Origin of the sequence: Christensenella minuta (genome assembly GCF_003628755.1) — a bacterium.
Lineage (GTDB): Bacteria > Bacillota > Clostridia > Christensenellales > Christensenellaceae > Christensenella > Christensenella minuta.
This window is the reverse complement of record NZ_CP029256.1, coordinates 804,233-825,273: the sequence shown is the minus strand read 5'-3', so window position 1 is coordinate 825,273 and position 21,041 is coordinate 804,233. Positions and strand designations below refer to the sequence as shown.

Genomic DNA, 21,041 nt, shown 5'->3' with positions numbered 1-21,041 from the left:
AACAGGAGATTACAAAATATGGGATTTTTTGATAAACTAAAAGAGCGTGTAAACAAAACGAGGGAAAATTTTTCGGCCAAGGTCAACAATGTAATCAAGAATTTTCGTAAGGTGGACGAAGAGTTTTTTGAAGAACTCGAGGAGGCTTTGATCCTTTCAGATATCGGTTATGCGACCACGGAGAAAGTGATTGGGACCTTGCGCGACCAGGTAAAGGAGAATAAAATTTCAGATTCTTCCGAAATCAAGGATATACTTGTGAATATCCTTGCCGATTACATGAGCGCACCGCCGCTGGAAATTAGAAAGCCAACTGTGATGCTGATTGTAGGCGTTAACGGGGTGGGGAAGACGACCGCTATTGGCAAGTTGACAAATTACTATAACATCCAAGGGAAAAAAGTGCTTCTGGCAGCGGCAGACACCTTTCGCGCGGCGGCGGCGGAACAGCTTTCAATCTGGGGCCAGCGCACGAATGCACGCGTCATCAAGTATGCGGAAGGCGCCGATCCGGCGGCTGTCGTTTATGACGCGATCGATGCGGCAAAGGCTGCGGACAGCGATTTGTTGATTATTGATACGGCCGGCCGCCTGCACAACAAAAAGAACCTGATGAGCGAGCTGGAGAAAATCAACAGGGTCATCGATAAAGAATATGAAGGTGCAAATCGTGAAACGTTCCTTGTAGTGGATGCCACGACGGGACAAAATGCCATCGCACAGGCAGAAGTGTTTAACAAAAGCGTTAAGCTCACCGGGATTATCCTGACCAAACTTGACGGAACGGCCAAAGGCGGCGTTGTATGCGCCGTAAAGGATATGACGGGCGTACCGGTGCGTTTCATCGGCGTCGGCGAAGGTGTGGACGACCTGCAGCCTTTTGACGCACACGAATTCGCGAGGGCGATACTGGGATGATATGAAGACGCATATAACGCATTTGCGGTTTGGCGGAGATAATTGTTTTGTGATCGAAAAGGACGGTCATGCCGTGCTTGTGGATACGGGACGAAAAGCTACAAGGGAAAGATTGTTGTCGGCCCTGAGGCCGTGGAATATTAAGTTGATCCTGTTGACGCACGGCCATTTTGACCATGCATATAACGCGGCATTTCTGGCACGGGAATTTGGAGCGGTAGTTGCCCTGCACGAAGCGGATGCGGCCCTTGTGCGTGACAACCGTATTCATACGATTGATTCGCGCGGCCTGCTCGGCTATTTTATTAAAAAGGCGTCTCTGGCAAATATCAACAGAACGCATATCGAACCGTTTGTCCCGGCTTTTTATTTGCGGGGCGGACAGGACTTGGGATGTTTTGGGATCGACGCGCAGATCATTGAACTTCCCGGACATACGGCGGGTTCTGTCGGAATCATAGTCGGAAAAAAATGTATTGTCGGGGATACGCTCATGAATATGGGCGGTATCAGCCGGGCACGGATCGCGGAAGATTTCAGAGCGGTCAGTCGAAGCGTAGAGTCTTTGAAGCGGACAGGTGCGGAAGTTTTTTATCCCGGGCACGGAGGGCCGGTCTCCCGGAAACAGTTGCTGAAATTGTTTGTGTAAAGGTATCGTACTTGACACTTTCCAAAAATCATGTATAATAAAACAGGTGTAAAGGCAGTTTGCTTTACACCTGTTTTTGGAGCACAAGCGGTTTGACTTTAAGCGGGAAATGCGTACCTGCATTTAGGCTGTACAGCGAAAGTGCCTGCTGGCTTCAAAACTGCAAGTATAAGAGCAATCGGCCGCAGGGCTATTGCAGACGGCTGACTGGCGGTATGTTATGAAGCGCGAAAAGGATTTAGGTCTTAGCTTGTACTACGACTTCTATGGGAAATTTTTGACGGAAAAACAGGCTAAAATGTTTGAACTCTATTACAATGACGATTACTCTCTCGCCGAGATTGCACAGGAGTGCGGAATATCGAGGCAGGGCGTATTGGATACCCTGAAAAGGGCACAGGCAAAACTCATGGATATGGAAGGCAAACTCGGTCTGGTTGCAAACAGCAAGGAGAAATAGATGGCATTTGAAGGTATTGCGGAAAAACTTCAAAACGTATTCAGGAAACTGACATCGCGCGGGAAACTCTCTGAGGGAGATATCAAAGCGGCAATGCGCGAAGTGAAACTTGTGCTGCTTGAGGCAGATGTCAACTTTCTCGTCGTTAAAAAATTTATCAAGGAGCTGTCGGAAAAGGCTGTTGGTTCCGAGATACTCGAAAGTCTCACGCCCGGGCAGCAGGTAATCAAGCTCGTTCGGGATGAAATGACCGAACTGCTTGGAGGCAGGCAGTCGGAGATCCGGCTTGCCGGTACGCCGCCCACAGTGCTTTTGATGATGGGGCTTCAGGGCGCCGGCAAAACAACGTTTTGCGCCAAGCTTGCCGGATACTATAAGAAAAAAGGAAAAAAGCCGTTGCTCGTCGCCTGCGATATTTATCGTCCCGCCGCCGTCAAACAGTTGCATGTGGTAGGCGAACAGGTGGGTGTGGACGTGTTCGATATGGGGCAGGACAACGCTTCTAAGATTTATAAGGAAGCGGCAAAATATGCCTTGAAGCTCGGTTGCGACATGATTATCGTGGATACGGCGGGCCGCCTTCACATTGATGATGGAATGATGGCTGAGCTTAAAGAATTGAAGCAAACGGCAAATCCAACGGAAACGCTGCTGGTTCTTGATGCAATGACCGGTCAGGATGCGGTCAATGCGGCGACTACATTTAATGATAATATCGGAATCGACGGCGTGATCCTGACTAAAATCGACGGGGATACGCGCGGCGGCGCGGCGATGTCCGTTCGTTCGGTGACAGGAAAGCCGATTAAATTTGTGGGCGTGGGCGAAAAGCTTTCAGATATCGAGCCGTTCTATCCTGACCGTATGGCCTCGCGGATACTTGGCATGGGGGACGTCATGTCTCTCATTGAAAAAGCGGAGGCGTCCTTCGAGGAAAAGAAAGCCGTTGAATTGCAGAAAAAAATCGCCAAAGACCAGCTTACGCTTGAGGATTTTCTCGATCAGCTTGAACAATTCCAGGATATGGGTTCCATGAGCGACATCCTGGCAATGATGCCGGGAGGCAATAAGCTGAAGGGCATGACGGTTGACGAGAAGCAGCTTGAGCGTACCAAGGCTATTGTAAAATCCATGACACGGGAAGAACGTCTGAACCCTCAGGTCATTAATGCCTCACGCAGGCGACGGATCAGCGCAGGCAGCGGAACGGCGGTGCAGGATGTAAACAGGCTCCTGAATCAGTTCGACCAGATGAAAAAGATGCTCAAGCAGTTTTCAGGCAAAGGCGGGAAGCGGCGCGGCATGATGAAGATGCCATTTTAGTCAAGTTTTCCATACCGCGTAAAGCGGGTAATATAATAAAGTTTTATTTAAAAAATTATTTGGAGGTATATTATGTCAGTAAAAATCAGATTAAAAAGAATGGGTTCTAAGAAACGGCCGTTTTACAGAATGGTAGTCGCGGATGAACGTGCACCTCGCGATGGCAGGTACATTGAAGAACTTGGTTATTATGATCCGCTGACCAAGGATCTGAAGCTTGACAACGAGAAAGCGCAAAGCTGGATCGGCAATGGTGCACAGCCTACGGATACGGCGCGCGCATTACTGAAAAAAAGCGGCGCGATCAACTGAAGGGTGAATCACAATGCGTGAATTGGTGGAATATATTGCCAAAAATCTGGTGGACCAACCGGATGCGGTCCGTGTAACCGAGCGCGAGGAAGACAATGCGTTTATCCTCGAACTTACGGTCGCGCCAGATGATATGGGCAAAGTGATCGGTAAGCAGGGACGGATCGCCAAGGCGATCCGCACCGTGGTAAAGGCTGCCACAACAAAGTCGCCCAAAAAGTATATTGTCGAGATCATATGACAGAGTATTTCGAGCTGGGCCGCATTCTGAAACCTCAAGGCATAAAGGGCGAGGTGAAGCTAGATGCTTTTACTGACGGCTTATCCCGTTTCCTTGATCTTGAGTTTGTTTATTTCAAGAAAACAGAATATGAGCGGGTGGATATTGAAAATGCACGAATAGACGCCCGCTACGCCTATTTGAAGCTTCGGGGGATAGATACCCGCGACGATGCGGAAAAACTGCGTGGAACGCTCCTGTATATCGACAGGGCACATGCAGCCAAGCTTCCGGAAGGAGCGTTCTATATCCAGGATCTGATCGGCTGCACCGTAAAGGACGATACGGGCAAGGCGCTCGGTATTCTGCAGGATATCCTGCAGAACGGTGCCGCGGATGTCTATGTGGTAAAACTGGAAAAGGGAACCTGTATGTTCCCGGCTGTCGGGCATATCGTTTTGGTGCGGGATATCGAAAACGGCGTTATCACAGTGGATGCGCAAAGGCTTGCCGAGGTTGCGGTTTATGATATTTAATTGTCTCACGATTTTCCCCGAGATGTTTTCCGGGTTTACGGGAACAAGCCTATGCGAAAAGGCGATCTCTAGAGCGCTGATCGAAATCAACACCGTTAACTTCCGCGACTATACGGAAGATAAACATAACCGCGTCGACGCATATCCTTTTGGCGGTGGAGCCGGGATGCTTCTTATGCCGCAGCCATTGTTCAGTTGCTTTTCGGCATTGGACGAGCGGTACGCCGGGAAAAAAACGCGTAGCGTTTACATGAGCCCGGCAGGCCGTGTTTTGACGCAGTCCAAAGCCGCGGAACTTGCAGAGTATGAGGTTGTGAATATTTTATGCGGGCATTATGAAGGAGTAGACCAACGCGTCCTCGATCACCTGATTGACGAAGAGATATCCATTGGCGACTATGTTCTTACAGGCGGCGAGCTGCCGGCAATGGTTCTGATGGACTGTATAATGCGCTATGTGCCCGGCGTTCTCTCAAATGACGAATCCCTGTCCGAAGAGAGTTTCTCCGGCGGTTTGCTTGAATACCCGCAGTATACAAGGCCTTTTTCGTTTCAGGGGATGGAGGTGCCGGAAGTGCTTCTTTCCGGACATCATAAAAATATTGCCTCCTGGCAGAGGGAACAGGCCCTTCTGAAAACCCTCCTGTGTCGGCCGGAGCTTCTTAAAGACGCCGAACTGACCGGGGAAGACATGAAAATCCTGGAAAGGCTGAAAAACAAACTTGATATTCCAATCGAGTTGTGATAAAATTTTAGTGTTTTTTGAATTAGGATGGTCCGCTGCCCGAATATGCGGGTATGAACGTCTGTAGGGGAAGGAGGAAATTCAAATGAACGATATTATCAGAGCAGTAGAAGCCGAACAGCTTAAGACAGACCTACCCGTCATGAAGGTGGGAGACACCGTTAAGGTGTATGTAAAAGTTGTTGAGGGAACGAGAGAAAGATTGCAGGCATTCGAGGGATACCTGATCGCAATGAAAGGCGGCGGCCTTTCCGAGACGATCACCGTGCGCCGCGTATCTTATGGCATCGGAGTGGAAAGAACATTCCCGATTCATTCGCCCCGCGTGGATAAAATCGAAGTGCTTCGTCACGGCCGTGTGCGCAGAGCAAAGCTATTTTATTTGCGCGACAGAGTCGGCAAGGCGGCAAAGATCAGAGAATCTTAAAAAATGCGGGGGCGTATGCCCCCTATTTTTTTATACCGCATGAGCCGCATTGGAAAGGAGAAGGCAAATGGATATCCAATGGTATCCCGGGCATATGACAAAGGCCCGCAGGCAACTCAAGGAAAAGCTGAGAACCGTGGATCTCGTAATCGAAGTTCTCGATGCACGTGCTCCCGAAAGTTCCCTCAACCCGGATTTCGACGATCTCTTTTCTCAAAAAACGCGTTTTTATATTCTGAATAAGGCCGATCTTGCGGATGAAAATATCACCCGAAGCTGGCTGCGTTATTTTGGGGAGAAGGATATCCGTGCGGTTTCATTTTCCGCAGCACATGGAAATGTGGAGCGTCTGAAAAAGCAGATTGTCGAATGTGCCGCTCATCTCCTGCAACGCTACCGCGAACGTGGAATGAACAAAACCCTGCGCTGTGCGATTGTCGGAATTCCAAATGTGGGAAAATCGGCGATCCTGAACCGCCTTTCGGGAGAAAAGAAGCTCAGGGAGGGAAACCGCCCGGGCGTGACCAAGGCGCTCCAATGGGCTAAGATTGACGATCACCTGGAGATTATGGATACTCCGGGGCTGCTGTGGCCGAAATTTCAGGATGAAAAAACGGGAGCTGTTGTAGCGCTGATTGGCAGCGTTAAACTCGATATCCTTGACGAAGAGGCTCTGGCCTATTATTTGATCGGCCTTTTGAAGCATACCGCCCCGGCGCTTTTACAGGATCGCTATCATCTGAACGATCTCAATAAAAATGATTTTGAACTTCTGGAAGATATTTGCCGTTCGAGGGGATTTCTCTTGAAAGGCGGCTTATATGATACGGAGCGGGGAGCGAAAACGCTGCTTGATGAATTTAAAAACGGGAAGCTGGGCAGGCTTTCTTTGGAAAAGCCGGAGTGATTATGGGAAAACGGGAAGATGCATGGCGGGAAAAATTACAAATCATGACCTCTTATGAGCGGCCGCACTGGGAACGTGGGGAGTTGGTAGCCGGAATCGATGAAGCCGGCAGAGGCCCACTTGCCGGCCCGGTTGTGGCGGCATGCGTTATTATGCCGCCCAATGATCTAATTCTGGGAATAGACGATTCAAAAAAAGTTTCCGAGAAGCGCAGAGAAGAGTTATATGATATAATATTAAAAAAAGCTGTAGATTGCTCGGTCAGTATCGTGGATAATCATGTGATCGATGAAATCAATATTTTGAACGCGGCCCGCAGGGCTTTTGAAAATGCTCTTTGCGGTCTTAAAACGCATCCGCAGCATGTATATACGGATGCGATGGATATACGAACGGATATTCCTTGCACTCCGCTTATAAAGGGAGATGCCAGACTCTATACCATTGCGTCCGCATCAATCGTTGCCAAGGTGACGCGAGACCGTATCATGCGGGAATACGACGGGCAATATCCGGAATATCTTTTTGCAAAGCATAAAGGATATGGAACGAAAGCCCATTATGACGCGATACGCACCTATGGAATACTGGATATCCATAGGAAAACATTTTTAAGGAAGCTGTTGCAAAATGACTGATGCGATGCGTCTTGGAAAAGCCGGGGAGAATATGGTTTGCCGTTATGTCCTTCAAAAGGGCATGAAGCTGCTTGCCAGAAACTACCGTGCCGGAAAGGGAGAAGTCGATCTTATTGCACTTGATGGAAAGACGGTTGTCTTTATCGAGGTAAAGACTCGCTCCAATATGAATTTCGGGACGGCTGCCGAGGCAGTTGGATACCGCAAGCAGCAAATATTGATTCAGACCGCACAACGCTACATTGCGGAGCACCGGCTTTATGACAGCAATATTCGTTTTGACGTAGCGGAAGTTTATCCGAAGGAAGGAAGCCGCCTCAATTACATAGAAAATGCATTTGGGGTTAACTAATTGGTGGTAGTTTATGGAAGCACAAAATGAATTGATTGTATGGTTTACCGTACTCGGCGTCATTTTTCTATTCTTGATCGCCTATTTGTATTACGGAAAAAAGACGCGGAATCCTTTTGAGCAGCCCGTCTCAGCGGGAATGATATTTGCGCTGTTTGCCATAATTGCCTTATTGGTGCGCTTGGTGCTGGCTTATTCTACTCCGGGCTATGCTACCGACCTCGATTGTTTTAAAGCCTGGGCAAATTATTCCTATACCGGCGGCCTCGAAAATTTCTATACGAGTGATTTCTTTGCCGATTATCCGCCTGTTTACATTTACGTACTTTATTTCTTTGGATTTTTGCAGAACACATTTTCCCTCAATTTGGGCGGCCCTGAATTTGCACTGATGATTCACCTCCCGGCGGTATGCTGCGACATTTTGGCTGCCTATATCGTATACCGCCTGGCGGGAAAAAAATTTCGGCCCAATACCGCTCTGTTGCTCAGCGTACTGATCCTGCTGAATCCGGCGGTTATTTTCAACTCCAGTATTTGGGGACAGGTCGATATTATCATCACGCTAATGATGATACTGGTAATTTATTTGCTGGTAAAAAACAAACCGATCTGGGCCTCCGCCGCATTTATGGCCGCATTTTTATTGAAGCCACAGGCAATCATGATTTTCCCGGTCCTTGCCTTTGTTTTAATACGTAATATTATTGTATCGGAAAACCGGAAGAAAGATGTTTTGAATCTTTTGATTTCCATCGGCGTAATGGCTGGGCTTTTCTTCCTCATTCCTCTGCCGTTTGCGGGCAGTCAGGAACCCCTTTGGCTTGTTAAACAGTTCATCAGTACCGTTGGGCAATACGACCAGGCGTCTCTGAATGCGTTTAATTTGTTTGCCTTATTGGGGCAGAATTTTATTTCCTCCAGTCAGGCTGTATTCCTCGGGCTGACCGCAGACATATGGGGCTTTATCCTGATCGCCCTTGTCTGCGCCTACTCTTTGTTCCTCTATATAAGAAATCCCAAAAAGGAATTCCTGTTTGCCCTTGCGGCGCTTATCATTATGGGGGTATTCGCCCTGGGGCACGGCATGCATGACCGCTACCTGTTCCCGGTTCCCATACTGCTCCTGTTTGCCTTCATTTTTACAAAAGACAAGCGTCTGGTCTGGCCGGTGATCCTCACCTTTATTGCGCTTCTTTTAAACCAGAGCCTGTCGCTTTACTATTATCAGGTGATGATTCCGCTGGCGTGGACAATAGGCGTGTCCGCTGTCAGTATGGCGGTTTTTATCTATACGGGATATGTAATTACGAAGTTGGCGCTGGGACCCGTTCAGGAAAAAAAGGAAGATTCCGATATCTCCGCGATGGAGACGCTCGAAAAGCCTCCGGCACAGCTGCGTTTGGAAAATTTTGAAGAAAAAAGGACACTGAACAAAAAAGACGGCCTCTTAATGCTTGTAATTTCCGCAATATATGCTTTGGTTGCGTTTACCAATCTCGGGAGCTTTCAAATCCCGGAGACACCGGCGCAGCTCGAAAAAGAACCTGTTATCGCAGAATTTGCGGCAGAACAGCAAATTTCAACGGTTGAGTATTATGCCGGTTATGGGGAAGCAAATTTTGAATTTTATTATTCTGCAGATGGAATGACCTATACGCCGGTCGTGCTTGAGAAAGGAGGAAAGACGGTTTCTGAAATCGAGCATAAATTTGCCAATATGTATAAGTGGCAGATTTATACGACGGATATCGACGCTAAATATATTAAGGTCGTTCCGCTTTCGGGCTCCCTGCCGATTCTGGAAGTTGCCTTTAAGGATGCGCAGGGGAATTTATTACAGCCGCAGGATACTTCACCCTCTTCGGCACAGGTATTATTTGATGAGCAAAGCTTGGTTCCGGCTGAATCCACCTATATGACGGATTTTTATTTCGATGAAATCTACCATGTCAGAACGGCTTATGAAAACATTCATGGCATCGAGCCTTACGAGATTACGCATCCGCCGCTAGGCAAGCTGATTCTTGCCTGTGGAATCCAGATTTTCGGCATGAATCCATTTGGGTGGCGGTTTATGGGAACGCTTACCGGGGTCCTGATGCTCCCGGTCCTCTATATATTTGCAAAAATGCTTTTCAAGAAAAGCAAATATGCGGCGATCTCAGCTATTTTGTTTGCCGTGGATTTCATGCACTTTGCACAGACGAGAATCGGTACGATCGACAGTTACAGCATCCTGTGGATCATGCTGATGTACCTGTTTATGTATCAGTTTACGCAGAGCAATTTCAACAAACAGAAAATTTCGAAAACGTTAATTCCGTTGGCGTTGAGCGGGCTGTTCTTCGGCATTGGCGCAGCGACGAAATGGCTGTGCATTTATGCCGGGGCGGGGCTGGCGGTGATTTTCTTCATGACCCTTTATAAGCGGTATAAGGAATACCGGTTTGCAAAAGAGAAGCTGCTTGCCCACGAAACGGGTGCGGCGGCCGATGCAGGCGGATTGGATCATTACCGTTCCATCGTCAAAAAATATAAAATAAACATCGCTTTGATTTTGTGCTGGTGTGTATTGTTCTTTATCATCGTTCCGGCTGTGATTTATATAGCTTCGTATTATCCGTATACAATTGTCACCCAAGGAGAGGCTTACCGGTTTATTAACCCTGGGAACCTGAAAGAGCATCATAGTATTGTTGGTAATCAGTTTTATATGCTCAACTATCATTCCACACTCAATCCGGATCATGTACACCCGTTCTCTTCGATGTGGTACAGCTGGCCCGTCGATGTGCGCCCCGTCCTTTTTTTCAACGGGCACAACGACCTTAATCATACCACGTCTACGCTTTCCACGATGGGCAACCCGCTTATCTGGTGGGCCGGTGTGGTCGCGAGCTTTTGGCTGGTTATCGATTCCGCACGCGGCAAACATAGGAATTACGGCGTGACCTTTACCGCGATCGCTGCCCTCTCGCAATTCATGCCGTGGTGGTTCGTTACGCGCGAAGTATTTATCTATCATTACTTTGCTACCGTTCCGTTCCTCATTATACTGATCGTTTATTGGTTAAAGAACATAGAAAGCGATTTCAGGTATGGGAAACAATTTATGTGGGGCTTCGTGATTGCCTGCGGCGTGATGTTCGCGGTGTTCTATCCTGTCATAACCGGCATCCCATTCGATACCGATTATATAACAGCCCTGCGTTGGCTGCCATCGTGGCCATTCTACGGCTAAAGCAAGGGGGAAGGGGATTTGCTCGCTAAGGTTTTGAGTTTCGGTCTTACCGGTCTTGACGGCTATCCGGTTTTGGTGGAAACCGATGTTTATAATGGGCTTCCGGCCTACGAGCTTGTAGGGCTTCCCGATGCGGCGGTAAAGGAGTCGAAAGAGCGCGTGCGTTCCGCTATCAAAAATTCCGGATTTGAATATCCTGCGAAACGAATCACGGTAAATCTTGCTCCAGCCGACCTCAAAAAAGAAGGCCCGCTTTACGACCTTGCAATTGCCGTCGGGCTTCTTGCGGCGAGCGATCAGGTTTTGCCTGACCTGCTGAAATATATGGTTATATTCGGCGAGCTTTCGCTGAACGGGGACGTGCGGCCGGTAAACGGCATCCTGCCCATGGTGATCGAGGCAAGGAAGCGCGGCTTCAACCTGATGGTCGTGCCTTGGGAAAACGCGCAGGAGGCGAGCTATATCGGCGATATCCGCATTCTGCCTGTGAAGCATCTTTCCGAGCTGGCAAAGGTTTTAAACAAGCAGCAAAAGCCTGCGTTTTTTCCTCAGTCCGAATGGAATCCACCCCGGCAGAGGGGAGCGGCCGATATTGATTTTTGTGATATCCGTGGGCAGGAAAAGGCCAAGCGCGCAATGGAAATTGCGGCGGCAGGCGGACACAATATTCTCTTGATCGGACCGCCGGGCGCGGGAAAAAGTATGCTTGCAAAAGCACTTCCCGGTATTTTGCCCGATTTTGCGTTTGAAGAGGCTTTGGAAGTCACGAAAATACACTCCATCGCCGGAGAATTGCGTGCAAGGGATCAGGAGATCGTAAGTACGCGTCCATTTCGCAGTCCGCACCACACTTCATCCGCCGTTGCCATAGCGGGCGGGGGGATGAAGAGCCGTCCGGGAGAGATCAGTCTTGCTCACAGGGGAGTGCTTTATTTTGATGAGCTGCCCGAATTTGGCCGTCCTATTCTTGAGGCGCTCCGCCAGCCTCTTGAGGATGGCATCGTCTCGATTTCCCGCGCCAACGCAAAGGTAATCTATCCGGCGGATTTTATGTTCGTTGCGTCGATGAATCCATGCCCCTGCGGAAATTTTGGTTCGGGAGACGCGGAGTGCCGGTGCAGTCCGAACCAAATCGCGCGGTATTTATCTAAAATATCCGGTCCGCTGCTTGACAGGATCGACTTGCATGTTGAAGTCGGTAAAGTCCGTTATGACGATATTCGCGGCGGCGAAAAGCAGGAATCGTCCGCAGCGGTGCGCATACGCGTCAATGCGGCGCGCGATATTCAGGTCCGGCGCTATCAGGCAATCGGTAAATTCTGCAATGCGCAGCTCTCCTCCGCCCAGCTCGAAAAGTTTTGTGAAATTGAACCGCAGGCTGAAACACTCCTTCGGAGTGCATACGAAAAACTGAACCTGAGCGCCCGGTCCTATACGCGTGTTATGCTGACCGCGCGAACGATCGCTGATCTTGAAGGCTGCGGGACCGTTCAGGCTGCGCATATCGCAGAAGCGATCCAGTATCGTACGCTCGACAGGAAATATTGGGGAAACGTCTATGACTGAGATCACACGGGAGGAACGTTATTGGCTGTGGCTTTCCTCTGTCGACGGGATTGGCCCGGTCCGTTTCTACGACACTTTGAGCGTGTTCACCGATTTAGAACGGGCATTCCACGAATGCGCTTCCATTCCGGAACGTGTGAAGTCGGTAACCTCCCGGCAGGGGGGCGCGCTGCTTGCAAGCGCAAATGAATCCTACATCGACAGGCTCCTGGAGCTTTGCGCAAGAAAAAAAATTCATGTTCTGACCCGTTTGAACCAGGACTATCCTCAAATTCTGGCAGAGATCGAAAATCCGCCGCCAGTGTTGTTCTATAAAGGATACTTGCCTTCTTTCGATGAAAGGGCCTGCGCCCTTGTGGGATCGCGTAAGCCGACGAAAAATGGATTTTCAATCATACGGTCTCTTGCGAACGGACTCGCGGGAGAAGGAGTGGTAATCGTTTCCGGCATGGCGCGGGGGATTGACACGGCCGCCCATATGGGGGCGCTCGACGCAAACGGCGTTACGGCTGCGGTTCTCGGCTGCGGGGCCGATGTGGTATATCCGCCTGAAAACCATGAACTGTATGGCCGGATATTGGAACGCGGAGCCGTCATTTCGGAATTTTTACCCGGCACGGAACCTAAGCCTCAATATTTTCCGCAGCGCAACCGCATTGTTTCCGGTCTTTGCAACGTTCTTATCGCGGGCGAGGGCGGCGAGCGAAGCGGTGCGCGCATCACGGTTGACAGTGCCCTGAGACAGGGAAGGGATGTTTACACCACTATATGCGATTTGAAATCTCCCGTAGCAAAACTGCCGCTTTACCTGATGGATTCGGGGGCTCCTGTCGTGCAAAACGCAGCCGATGTTATGAATGGCATGGGATGGCGGATCAGAAGCGTTGCGCCGACGCCAAAAACTGAAAAAGGGGCAAATAAGCTTGATTTATTGGAGACGCGGATATATAATCTGCTTTTAAAGGAGAATTTATCGGCTGGGGAACTCGCGGAGGAAACCGGTATCACGATCAAGGATATCAATACCGTCCTTACCGTAATGGAACTTAGGGGCTTGATCGAAGGACTTCCGGGTGACCGGTTTAGAATTAACAGTTAATTTACATTACAACTGTTTTGCAGGGATTATAATATAGTATAGATATATTTGGAGGAATCGAATGGCAAAGGAAGCGGCTGGTGCTGCAAAGAAGGCTGCCGTAAAGAAGAAGACGGCAAAAAAGACGACGGTAAAACCGAAAGCGTCCAATCAAAAGCTGGTGATTGTAGAGTCGCCGGCCAAAGCAAAAACGATTGAAAAATTCCTGGGTAAGGGTTACGCGGTCCGCGCATCGAACGGACATCTGCGTGATTTGCCGAAGAGCAAAATCGGCGTGGATATCGAAAACAATTTTGAACCGGAATATACGACGATCCGTGGTAAGGCACCGCTTATCAAAACACTTAAAGACGAGGCGAAAAAATCTTCCAAAGTGTATCTGGCTACCGACCCGGACCGCGAAGGCGAAGCAATTTCATGGCATATTGCAAATATTCTTGGCCTGAATCCGGCAGATGTCAGCAGAATTGAATTCAATGAGATTACGAAGGATGCGGTTACAAACGCAATCAGTCACCCGCGCTCTATCGACATGGATCGTGTGGATGCACAGCAGGCACGCCGCGTTCTTGACCGCCTTGTTGGTTATAAATTGAGTCCTCTGCTTTGGAAAAAAGTAAAAAAAGGACTTTCGGCCGGACGGGTGCAAAGCGTTGCGGTTAAGGTGATCGTTGATCGTGAGAACGAAATACGTAATTTCAAGCCGGAAGAATTCTGGACTATCAGCGCGAACCTTAAAAAGGACCAGCAGGAATTCGAGGCGAAATATTACGGTCCGGGAGGGAAGAAGGCCAAGCTTAATACGGAAGCGGACGCTGCGGCCGTTTTAGATGCGGTAAAGGGAGCGGATTTTATCGTTTCCAAGGTGAAAAGCGGTACGCGCAAAAAGAATGCCCTGCCTCCGTTTACTACGAGTTTTTTACAGCAATCTGCTTCAGGCAAGCTTGGCTTTACCGCAAAAAAAACAATGATGCTTGCCCAGATGCTATATGAAGGCGTTCCGCTGAAGGATGGGAATACCGTCGGCCTCATCACGTATATGAGAACAGATTCGACGCGTGTATCGGCAGAAGCGCAGGACGCGGCCTTAGCCCACATCAGGCAGGCTTACGGGGATGAGTTTGCACCTGCAAAGCCCAACGTCTACAAGGGGCGTAAAAACGCGCAGGACGCGCACGAGGCAATTCGCCCCACCTATATTGAGAATACGCCGGACAGTATCAAGCAATACCTGACCAGTGACCAGTATAAGCTTTACAAACTGATCTACACACGCTTTCTGGCAAGCCAGATGGTGCCCGCGCAGTTTGAGACCCTGAGTTACGATATTGACGCCAACGGACAAACCTTCAAGGCAAGCGGTTCCCGTATCCTTTTTAAAGGACATCTTGCGGTCTATGACTCCAAAACGGAAGACGACGATCAGAAGATGCTCCCAAAGGCAGAAGAAGGGGAGATGCTGGAGTGCCTTAGGGTAACGTCCAAGCAAAATTTCACTCAGCCGCCGGCGCGTTATACGGAAGCCGCCCTGATTAAATTTCTCGAAGAACGGGGAATCGGACGCCCGAGCACGTACGCGCCTATTATTTCTACGATTCAGGACCGCGGTTACGTCCAGAAAGAAGCAAAATCCTTCGTTCCGACCGAGCTTGGAGAAATCGTGACGGATTTGATGGCAAAGAATTTTTCCGATATTGTCGACATTACATTCACCGCCGATATGGAAGAAAAACTTGACGGGGTGGAACAGGAAGGCAACGATTGGAAGAAGGTAATCGGCGATTTTTACGGCCCTTTTGAAAAAGACCTCGAGGCCGGAGAGAAAAATATCGAGCGCATCAGGCTGCCAGAAAAGGTCTCGGATGTTATTTGCGAGAAATGTGGGGCAAATATGGTTTATAAAACAGGCCGGTTCGGTGAATTTCTCGCGTGTCCGAACTATCCGGAATGTAAGAACACCAAGCCTATTATAAAGCAGATCGACGTACCATGCCCTAAATGCGGCGGAAAGGTGGTTATCAAGCGGGCAGGAAAATCCGGCAAAAGCTTTTATGGCTGCGAAAATTATCCGGAATGCGATTTTGTGTCCTGGGATAAGCCGCTCGAGGAAAAATGCTCCGAATGCGGGGCCTATATGGTGGAATCGAAATTCCGTTACGGTGGGAAGACTTATAAAAAATGTTCAAATCCGGAATGCGTGACGAATCAGAAAAAGAAAACGGATGGAAAGAAAGAAAGTTAATGTAATTGGCGCAGGACTCGCCGGATGCGAGTGCGCGTATCAGCTTGCAAAACGCGGGGTTCCCGTACGGCTCTATGAAATGAAGCCGGAAAAGAAATCTCCCGCGCATACATCGAATTTGTTTGCGGAGCTTGTGTGCAGCAATTCTCTTCGGTCCGACCGTATCTGCAATGCGGCGGGATTGCTGAAGGAAGAAATGCGCACACTCGGTAGTCTTGTTATGCGTGCGGCGGATGCAACGAGCGTCGCTGCAGGCGGGGCGCTTGCCGTAGACCGGGAAAAATTTTCATCCTACATTACAACAGAGATCCGCGGCAATAAGTTGATCGACATCCGCAGTGAAGAGGTAATGAACTTTTCCGGTTTTGATAATGAAACCACGATCATAGCCAGCGGCCCGCTTACCTCTGATTCCCTCTCAGAGGCAATCAGGGAACTTACCGGAGAAGGCCGCCTGCATTTCTTCGACGCTGCTGCGCCAATCGTTACGGCAGACAGCATCGATATGGAGCATGCTTTTTTTGCCTCGCGTTACGGCCGGGGAAACGATTATATTAATTGCCCGATGACGCGGGAAGAATACGAAGACTTTTATCAGGCTCTTATTACAGCGGACTGTGCCGAGCTGCATGAATTTGAACAGGACGGCGTGTTCGAGGGATGTATGCCTGTTGAGACGATGGCGGGGCGCGGACATGATACGCTGCTCTTCGGGCCGCTGAAGCCCAAGGGCCTGACGGATCCCGGGACGGGGAGGGAACCCTTTGCCGTTGTACAACTTCGTTGTGAAAATGACGAGGGCAGTATGTACAATCTCGTCGGGTTCCAGACGCACCTGAAATTTTCCGAGCAGCGGCGGGTATTCGGTTTGATTCCGGCGCTGAAAAATGCGGAATATCTTCGCTTTGGTGTTATGCACAGGAATACGTTTCTGAACTCGCCCAAACTCCTTGACCGGTATTACCGCCTGAAAAAAAATCCTGCAATTCGATTTGCGGGACAGATCACCGGTGTGGAAGGCTATGTAGAGAGTATATCGAGCGGCCTTTTGAACGGAATCTTTGCGGCCTGCGAATATCTGGGGAGACCGTTGCCGGAATTTGACGACACGACCGCTTCAGGCGCTTTATGCACACATATTTCCGGTGCGGTGACCGGCAATTTTCAGCCAATGAATATCAATTTCGGGATCATGCGGCCGCTGGGACAAAAAATCAAAAACAAGGAAGAAAAAAACACGCGGATAGCAGAGCGTGCGCTTGAAAAAATCAAAATGACGATCCGTGAATACGGATTGTAGACGGAGGACACAAATGGGACTCAAAGGAACCACGATACTGGCAGTAAAAAAAGGCGATAAATGCGCGATTGCGGGCGATGGACAGGTAACGCTCGGCGAAAGCGTCATCATGAAAAAAGGAGCGACCAAGGTGCGCCGGATTTATGGCGATAAAGTTGTGATCGGGTTTGCCGGAAGCGTTGCGGATGCGTTCGCGCTTTCCGAAAAATTTGAAGCGAAGCTGGAAGAATACGGCGGAAGCCTGCAGCGGAGTGCCGTTGAGCTCGCGCAGGAATGGCGCAGTGACAAAGCGATGCGCCAGCTTGAAGCAATGCTGATCGCAGCCGACCAGGAAAACTTGCTGATTATTTCAGGAACGGGCGAGGTGATCGAGCCAGACGACGGCGTTTGTGCGATCGGTTCCGGCGGCACGTATGCCCTTGCGGCAGCGCGCGCCCTGATCCAGAATACGGACCTCCCGGCAGAAGAAATCGCATATAAGGGACTTAAGATCGCAAGTGAAATTTGCGTATATACCAACGATAATATCACAGTGGAAGAAGTGTAGGTGAAAGAGATGTCATATTTAACGCCAAAAGAAATCGTAGCGGAACTCGATAAATATATCATAGGACAGAATAAGGCCAAAAAAGCCGTAGCAATCGCCCTTCGGAACCGTTACCGCAGGAGCAAGCTCGACGCCGAAATGCGCGAAGAGATTACGCCGAAGAATATCATCATGATAGGCCCCACCGGCGTGGGAAAAACAGAAATCGCCCGGCGTCTCGCAAAATTGATGGATGCGCCGTTCGTAAAGGTGGAGGCAACCAAGTTTACAGAGGTCGGCTATGTGGGCCGCGACGTAGAATCAATGGTGCGTGACCTTGTAGAATCCTCGATCCGCATGGTGAAACAGCAGCGTTTTGAAACAGTAAAAAACCGTGCTGCAGCAAATGCGGAAGAACGCCTTGTGGATATTCTTGTTCCCAACAAGCAGGCGCGCCAGAACACCAATCCACTCGGTGCGTTGTTTGGCGCGCCGCAGATCGAATCTGCGCCCGCCGAGAGCGATGAGGAAAAACAGAAGCGTATGTCCCGCAGGGACGAGATTCGCGCGAACCTGCGTGCTGGGAAACTTGATAACCTGGTGATTGAAATTGAAGTCGAGGTAAGCCAGGGAATGGGCATGGAAATTCCCGGCATGGGCGGGGAAAGCATGGGCGACCTGCTTTCCGGCATCCTTCCTCCCAAAAAAAAGAAGCGCAAAGTGAACCTTGTGGAGGCCAGAAAAATTCTGGAGCAGGAAGAAGCGGAAAAATTGATCGACATGGATGAAGTCACGCAAACCGCGATTGAGCGGGCGGAGCAGGATGGCATCATCTTCCTCGATGAAATCGATAAGGTTGCGGGAAAAGGAGCCGGCAACGGCCCCGATGTCTCAAGGGAAGGCGTACAACGCGATATTCTTCCTATCGTTGAAGGAAGCACTGTGGTCACGAAATACGGTCCGGTCAAAACGGACTATATGCTGTTTATCGCTGCCGGTGCGTTCCATGTGGCAAAAATTTCCGATCTGATCCCCGAGCTTCAAGGACGCTTCCCCATCAAGGTGGAGCTTGAAAATTTGACAAAAAACGAATTTGAGCAGATCCTGACCCAACCGAAAAACGCAATTACAAAGCAATATGAAGCGCTTCTTGCGGCAGACGGCGTTACTCTGAAATTTACCGTCGATGCGCTCAAAAAGATTGCGGAATTTGCGCAGGTCGTCAATGAAAACACAGAAAACATCGGCGCGCGTCGGCTGCATACGATCATGGAGAACTTGCTTGACGATATTTCCTTCAACGCGAACGGGATCGAGCCCGCTGTCGACGTAGTGATCGACGAGAGCTATGTTACGGAACATCTGAAAAACGAAAAGCAATATACAAACCTGCAAAAATTCATCCTGTAAATGCGTATGCCGCATATTTATGGTATAATGAATTAAAGAAGACAGCAGATATTAGAAAAGAGAGATAGAGAGATTTTGGAAAATAATAATAATAAAAGTAAAATGCCGAGGCAAAGGCAGCAAAACAATAAGACAAAAGCTCCGGCGCCATCGGTCAAAATTATTCCCCTGGGGGGAATTGGCGAAATCGGCAAAAATATGACGGTGATCGAATTTGAAAACGATATCATCGTAATCGACGCGGGTATGATGTTTCCGCGCGAGGAAATGCTGGGCGTTGACTATGTTATTGCAGATACGGCGTACCTGCAAAAGAACGCACAGAAAATCAAGGGGATTTTCTTTACTCACGGGCATGAAGACCATATTGGCGGCGTGCCGTATGTGATGCAATCCCTGAATGTCCCGCTTTATGGCTCCACGCTTACAATGGCCCTGATTGAAGCGAAGCTTACCGAGCATCCCGGGGTCGAGCCGGAAATCCACATTGTGAAAAACGGCGATAAGATCAAGGCGGGCGTATTTACGGTCGAGTATATCCATGTCAGCCATTCCATTGACGATGCAATGGCGCTCGCAATCACGACGCCGATTGGGACGATCGTCCATACTGGCGATTTTAAAATTGATCTTACGCCCGCATGCGGAGAGGTCATGGAGCTTTCGCGTTTCGCGGAATTTGGGAAGAAAGGCGTTCTCGCCCTGATGTCTGACAGTACGAACGCAGAGCGACCCGGGTTTACGATGTCTGAGAGTCAGGTAGGGGAAACGTTCGTCAATTACTTCCGCCAGGCGAAAGGGAGAATTGTCGTGGCTTCCTTTGCTTCCAATGTTCACAGGATTCAGCAGGTAATCGATGTTGCGCGTATTTTTAACCGGAAAATATGCCTTTCCGGGCGAAGCATGATTAAGATTGTGAATGTCACGCGCGAACTTGGGTATCTGAATGTGGATGAAGACATGTTTGTCAGCTTTGACGAACTTAAAAAGCTGCGCGACAATCAAGTGGTTATCCTGACCACGGGCAGCCAGGGCGAAACAATGTCCGGCCTTGTGCGCATGGCAACAGGGCAGCATGCGAAGCTCAGCGTCAAGGAAGGCGATCTGGTCATCATCTCTGCTTCGCCTATTCCGGGAAACGAACGCTACGTATCGGATGTTATTAATATGCTGTACCGCAAGGGGGCAAGTGTAATCAACGATTCGGTTGATATGGTACATGTTTCCGGCCACGCCTGCGAAGAGGAACTGAAGCTGATGCTTTCCCTTGTAAAACCGAAATTCTTTATCCCAGTGCACGGCGAATACAGGCACCTGTATAAGCATGCCGCTCTGGCGGAAAAAATGGGAATCAAGAAAAAAAATATCTTTATTCCGGAAATCGGGTCTGTAATTGAACTTAACCGCAAGGTCGGCGTACAGAAGGATACCGTACAATCGGGCAGCGTGCTCATTGACGGCCTTGGCATCGGAGACGTGGGCAATGTGGTACTGCGCGACAGGAAGCAGCTTTCTTCGGATGGTTTGTTCATCATCGTAGTGACGACTTCGAGCGAAACGGGAGAGCTTCTGGCCGCTCCGGATATCGTTTCGCGGGGTTTTGTCTATATGAAGGAATCTGAAGACCTGCTTGACCATGCGCGCGACCTTGTGATTGACATCGTTGCACATTGCAATGCAAACGGTCTTTCTGACTGGTCGACGCTCAAGAGCTCCATCAAAAAGGAAATTTCAAATTACCTTTACGATATGACGCAGAGAAGCCCAATGATTCTGCCGATCATCATCGAGGTATAATAGAAGGGATTAGTTTATGGTAAACGTTTATGATAAGGCGAATGAGCTTGCGGGGCTAATCAAGCAAAGCGACGAATATAAAGCGTACGACAGAATCAAAGACGAAGTCTATGAGGATGAGCAGAACAAACGGATGATAAAGGATTATAAAAAGCTCCAATTTGAAGCGCAGGCCGCCTACCTGACCGGACAGGAACCAGCTCCCGAGCTGATGGAAAAAATCCAAAAAATGGGGGAAGTGCTTCAATTCAATCCAAAAATTACCGAGTTTTTCTCCGCCGAATATAAGTTCAATACGCTGGTTTCGGATGTCTATAAAATTATAGGAGACGCTTGCGACGTTGGCGCAAACATGTTTGACGAAGACTGA

General features: G+C 49.3%; 21 protein-coding genes. All 21 read left to right on the top strand.

What is annotated here, in order from left to right:
- Positions 1 to 18 precede the first annotated feature (18 nt).
- Positions 19 to 918 carry a signal recognition particle-docking protein FtsY gene (gene ftsY, locus B1H56_RS04010; RefSeq protein ID WP_066518708.1) on the top strand — a complete coding sequence of 300 codons (900 nt, stop codon included), beginning with the start codon at positions 19 to 21 and terminating at the stop codon, positions 916 to 918.
- A 1-nt stretch (position 919) separates the two neighbouring features.
- Positions 920 to 1,567: an MBL fold metallo-hydrolase gene (locus B1H56_RS04005; protein ID WP_066518710.1), complete on the top strand. Its 648-nt coding sequence runs from the start codon at positions 920 to 922 to the stop codon at positions 1,565 to 1,567.
- Positions 1,568 to 1,787: 220 nt separating this feature from the next.
- The gene (ylxM, locus tag B1H56_RS04000; RefSeq protein ID WP_066518712.1) at positions 1,788 to 2,027 is read left to right on the top strand and encodes a YlxM family DNA-binding protein; all 240 of its coding nucleotides are present in this window, start codon (positions 1,788 to 1,790) and stop codon (positions 2,025 to 2,027) included.
- Positions 2,028 to 3,350, top strand: coding sequence for a signal recognition particle protein (gene ffh / locus B1H56_RS03995; protein ID WP_066518715.1), 1,323 nt, complete (start codon positions 2,028 to 2,030; stop codon positions 3,348 to 3,350). It abuts the gene before it with no gap.
- Between the two features lie 72 nt (positions 3,351 to 3,422).
- Positions 3,423 to 3,662 (top strand): 30S ribosomal protein S16, encoded by a 240-nt coding sequence (rpsP, locus tag B1H56_RS03990; protein WP_066518717.1) that lies wholly within the window; start codon positions 3,423 to 3,425, stop codon positions 3,660 to 3,662.
- Between the two features lie 13 nt (positions 3,663 to 3,675).
- Positions 3,676 to 3,903 (top strand): KH domain-containing protein, encoded by a 228-nt coding sequence (locus B1H56_RS03985; protein ID WP_066518718.1) that lies wholly within the window; start codon positions 3,676 to 3,678, stop codon positions 3,901 to 3,903.
- A complete protein-coding gene (gene rimM, locus B1H56_RS03980; RefSeq protein WP_066518719.1) occupies positions 3,900 to 4,418 on the top strand; it encodes a ribosome maturation factor RimM in 519 nt (172 codons plus the stop codon). Before B1H56_RS03985 ends, rimM begins: the two co-directional genes overlap by 4 nt.
- Positions 4,408 to 5,163 carry a tRNA (guanosine(37)-N1)-methyltransferase TrmD gene (trmD, locus tag B1H56_RS03975; protein ID WP_066518720.1) on the top strand — a complete coding sequence of 252 codons (756 nt, stop codon included), beginning with the start codon at positions 4,408 to 4,410 and terminating at the stop codon, positions 5,161 to 5,163. Before rimM ends, trmD begins: the two co-directional genes overlap by 11 nt.
- 85 nt (positions 5,164 to 5,248) lie before the next feature.
- Positions 5,249 to 5,590: a 50S ribosomal protein L19 gene (gene rplS / locus B1H56_RS03970; RefSeq protein WP_066518721.1), complete on the top strand. Its 342-nt coding sequence runs from the start codon at positions 5,249 to 5,251 to the stop codon at positions 5,588 to 5,590.
- 67 nt (positions 5,591 to 5,657) lie between these two features.
- Positions 5,658 to 6,497: a ribosome biogenesis GTPase YlqF gene (ylqF, locus tag B1H56_RS03965; protein ID WP_066518724.1), complete on the top strand. Its 840-nt coding sequence runs from the start codon at positions 5,658 to 5,660 to the stop codon at positions 6,495 to 6,497.
- Between the two features lie 2 nt (positions 6,498 to 6,499).
- On the top strand, positions 6,500 to 7,135 hold the full coding sequence (locus B1H56_RS03960) for a ribonuclease HII (RefSeq protein WP_066518726.1): 636 nt from the start codon (positions 6,500 to 6,502) through the stop codon (positions 7,133 to 7,135).
- Positions 7,128 to 7,487, top strand: coding sequence for a YraN family protein (locus tag B1H56_RS03955; RefSeq protein WP_197502969.1), 360 nt, complete (start codon positions 7,128 to 7,130; stop codon positions 7,485 to 7,487). The genes B1H56_RS03960 and B1H56_RS03955 overlap by 8 nt, the downstream gene beginning before the upstream one ends.
- Positions 7,488 to 7,500: 13 nt before the next feature.
- The gene (locus B1H56_RS03950) at positions 7,501 to 10,731 is read left to right on the top strand and encodes a glycosyltransferase family 39 protein (protein WP_066518728.1); all 3,231 of its coding nucleotides are present in this window, start codon (positions 7,501 to 7,503) and stop codon (positions 10,729 to 10,731) included.
- An 18-nt stretch (positions 10,732 to 10,749) separates the two neighbouring features.
- A complete protein-coding gene (locus tag B1H56_RS03945; RefSeq protein ID WP_066518731.1) occupies positions 10,750 to 12,297 on the top strand; it encodes a YifB family Mg chelatase-like AAA ATPase in 1,548 nt (515 codons plus the stop codon).
- Complete coding sequence (gene dprA / locus B1H56_RS03940; protein ID WP_066518732.1) at positions 12,290 to 13,396, top strand: DNA-processing protein DprA; 1,107 nt, start codon at positions 12,290 to 12,292, stop codon at positions 13,394 to 13,396. The genes B1H56_RS03945 and dprA overlap by 8 nt, the downstream gene beginning before the upstream one ends.
- A 61-nt stretch (positions 13,397 to 13,457) precedes the next feature.
- Complete coding sequence (gene topA / locus B1H56_RS03935; RefSeq protein WP_082771153.1) at positions 13,458 to 15,638, top strand: type I DNA topoisomerase; 2,181 nt, start codon at positions 13,458 to 13,460, stop codon at positions 15,636 to 15,638.
- Positions 15,619 to 16,938: a methylenetetrahydrofolate--tRNA-(uracil(54)-C(5))-methyltransferase (FADH(2)-oxidizing) TrmFO gene (trmFO, locus tag B1H56_RS03930; protein WP_066518734.1), complete on the top strand. Its 1,320-nt coding sequence runs from the start codon at positions 15,619 to 15,621 to the stop codon at positions 16,936 to 16,938. The genes topA and trmFO overlap by 20 nt, the downstream gene beginning before the upstream one ends.
- A 13-nt stretch (positions 16,939 to 16,951) precedes the next feature.
- Positions 16,952 to 17,485 carry an ATP-dependent protease subunit HslV gene (gene hslV / locus B1H56_RS03925; protein WP_066518736.1) on the top strand — a complete coding sequence of 178 codons (534 nt, stop codon included), beginning with the start codon at positions 16,952 to 16,954 and terminating at the stop codon, positions 17,483 to 17,485.
- Between the two features lie 9 nt (positions 17,486 to 17,494).
- Positions 17,495 to 18,874 carry an ATP-dependent protease ATPase subunit HslU gene (gene hslU / locus B1H56_RS03920; protein ID WP_066519297.1) on the top strand — a complete coding sequence of 460 codons (1,380 nt, stop codon included), beginning with the start codon at positions 17,495 to 17,497 and terminating at the stop codon, positions 18,872 to 18,874.
- A 102-nt stretch (positions 18,875 to 18,976) separates the two neighbouring features.
- Positions 18,977 to 20,671 (top strand): ribonuclease J, encoded by a 1,695-nt coding sequence (locus tag B1H56_RS03915; RefSeq protein ID WP_066519306.1) that lies wholly within the window; start codon positions 18,977 to 18,979, stop codon positions 20,669 to 20,671.
- Between the two features lie 16 nt (positions 20,672 to 20,687).
- Positions 20,688 to 21,041 carry a YlbF/YmcA family competence regulator gene (locus B1H56_RS03910; RefSeq protein WP_066518739.1) on the top strand — a complete coding sequence of 118 codons (354 nt, stop codon included), beginning with the start codon at positions 20,688 to 20,690 and terminating at the stop codon, positions 21,039 to 21,041.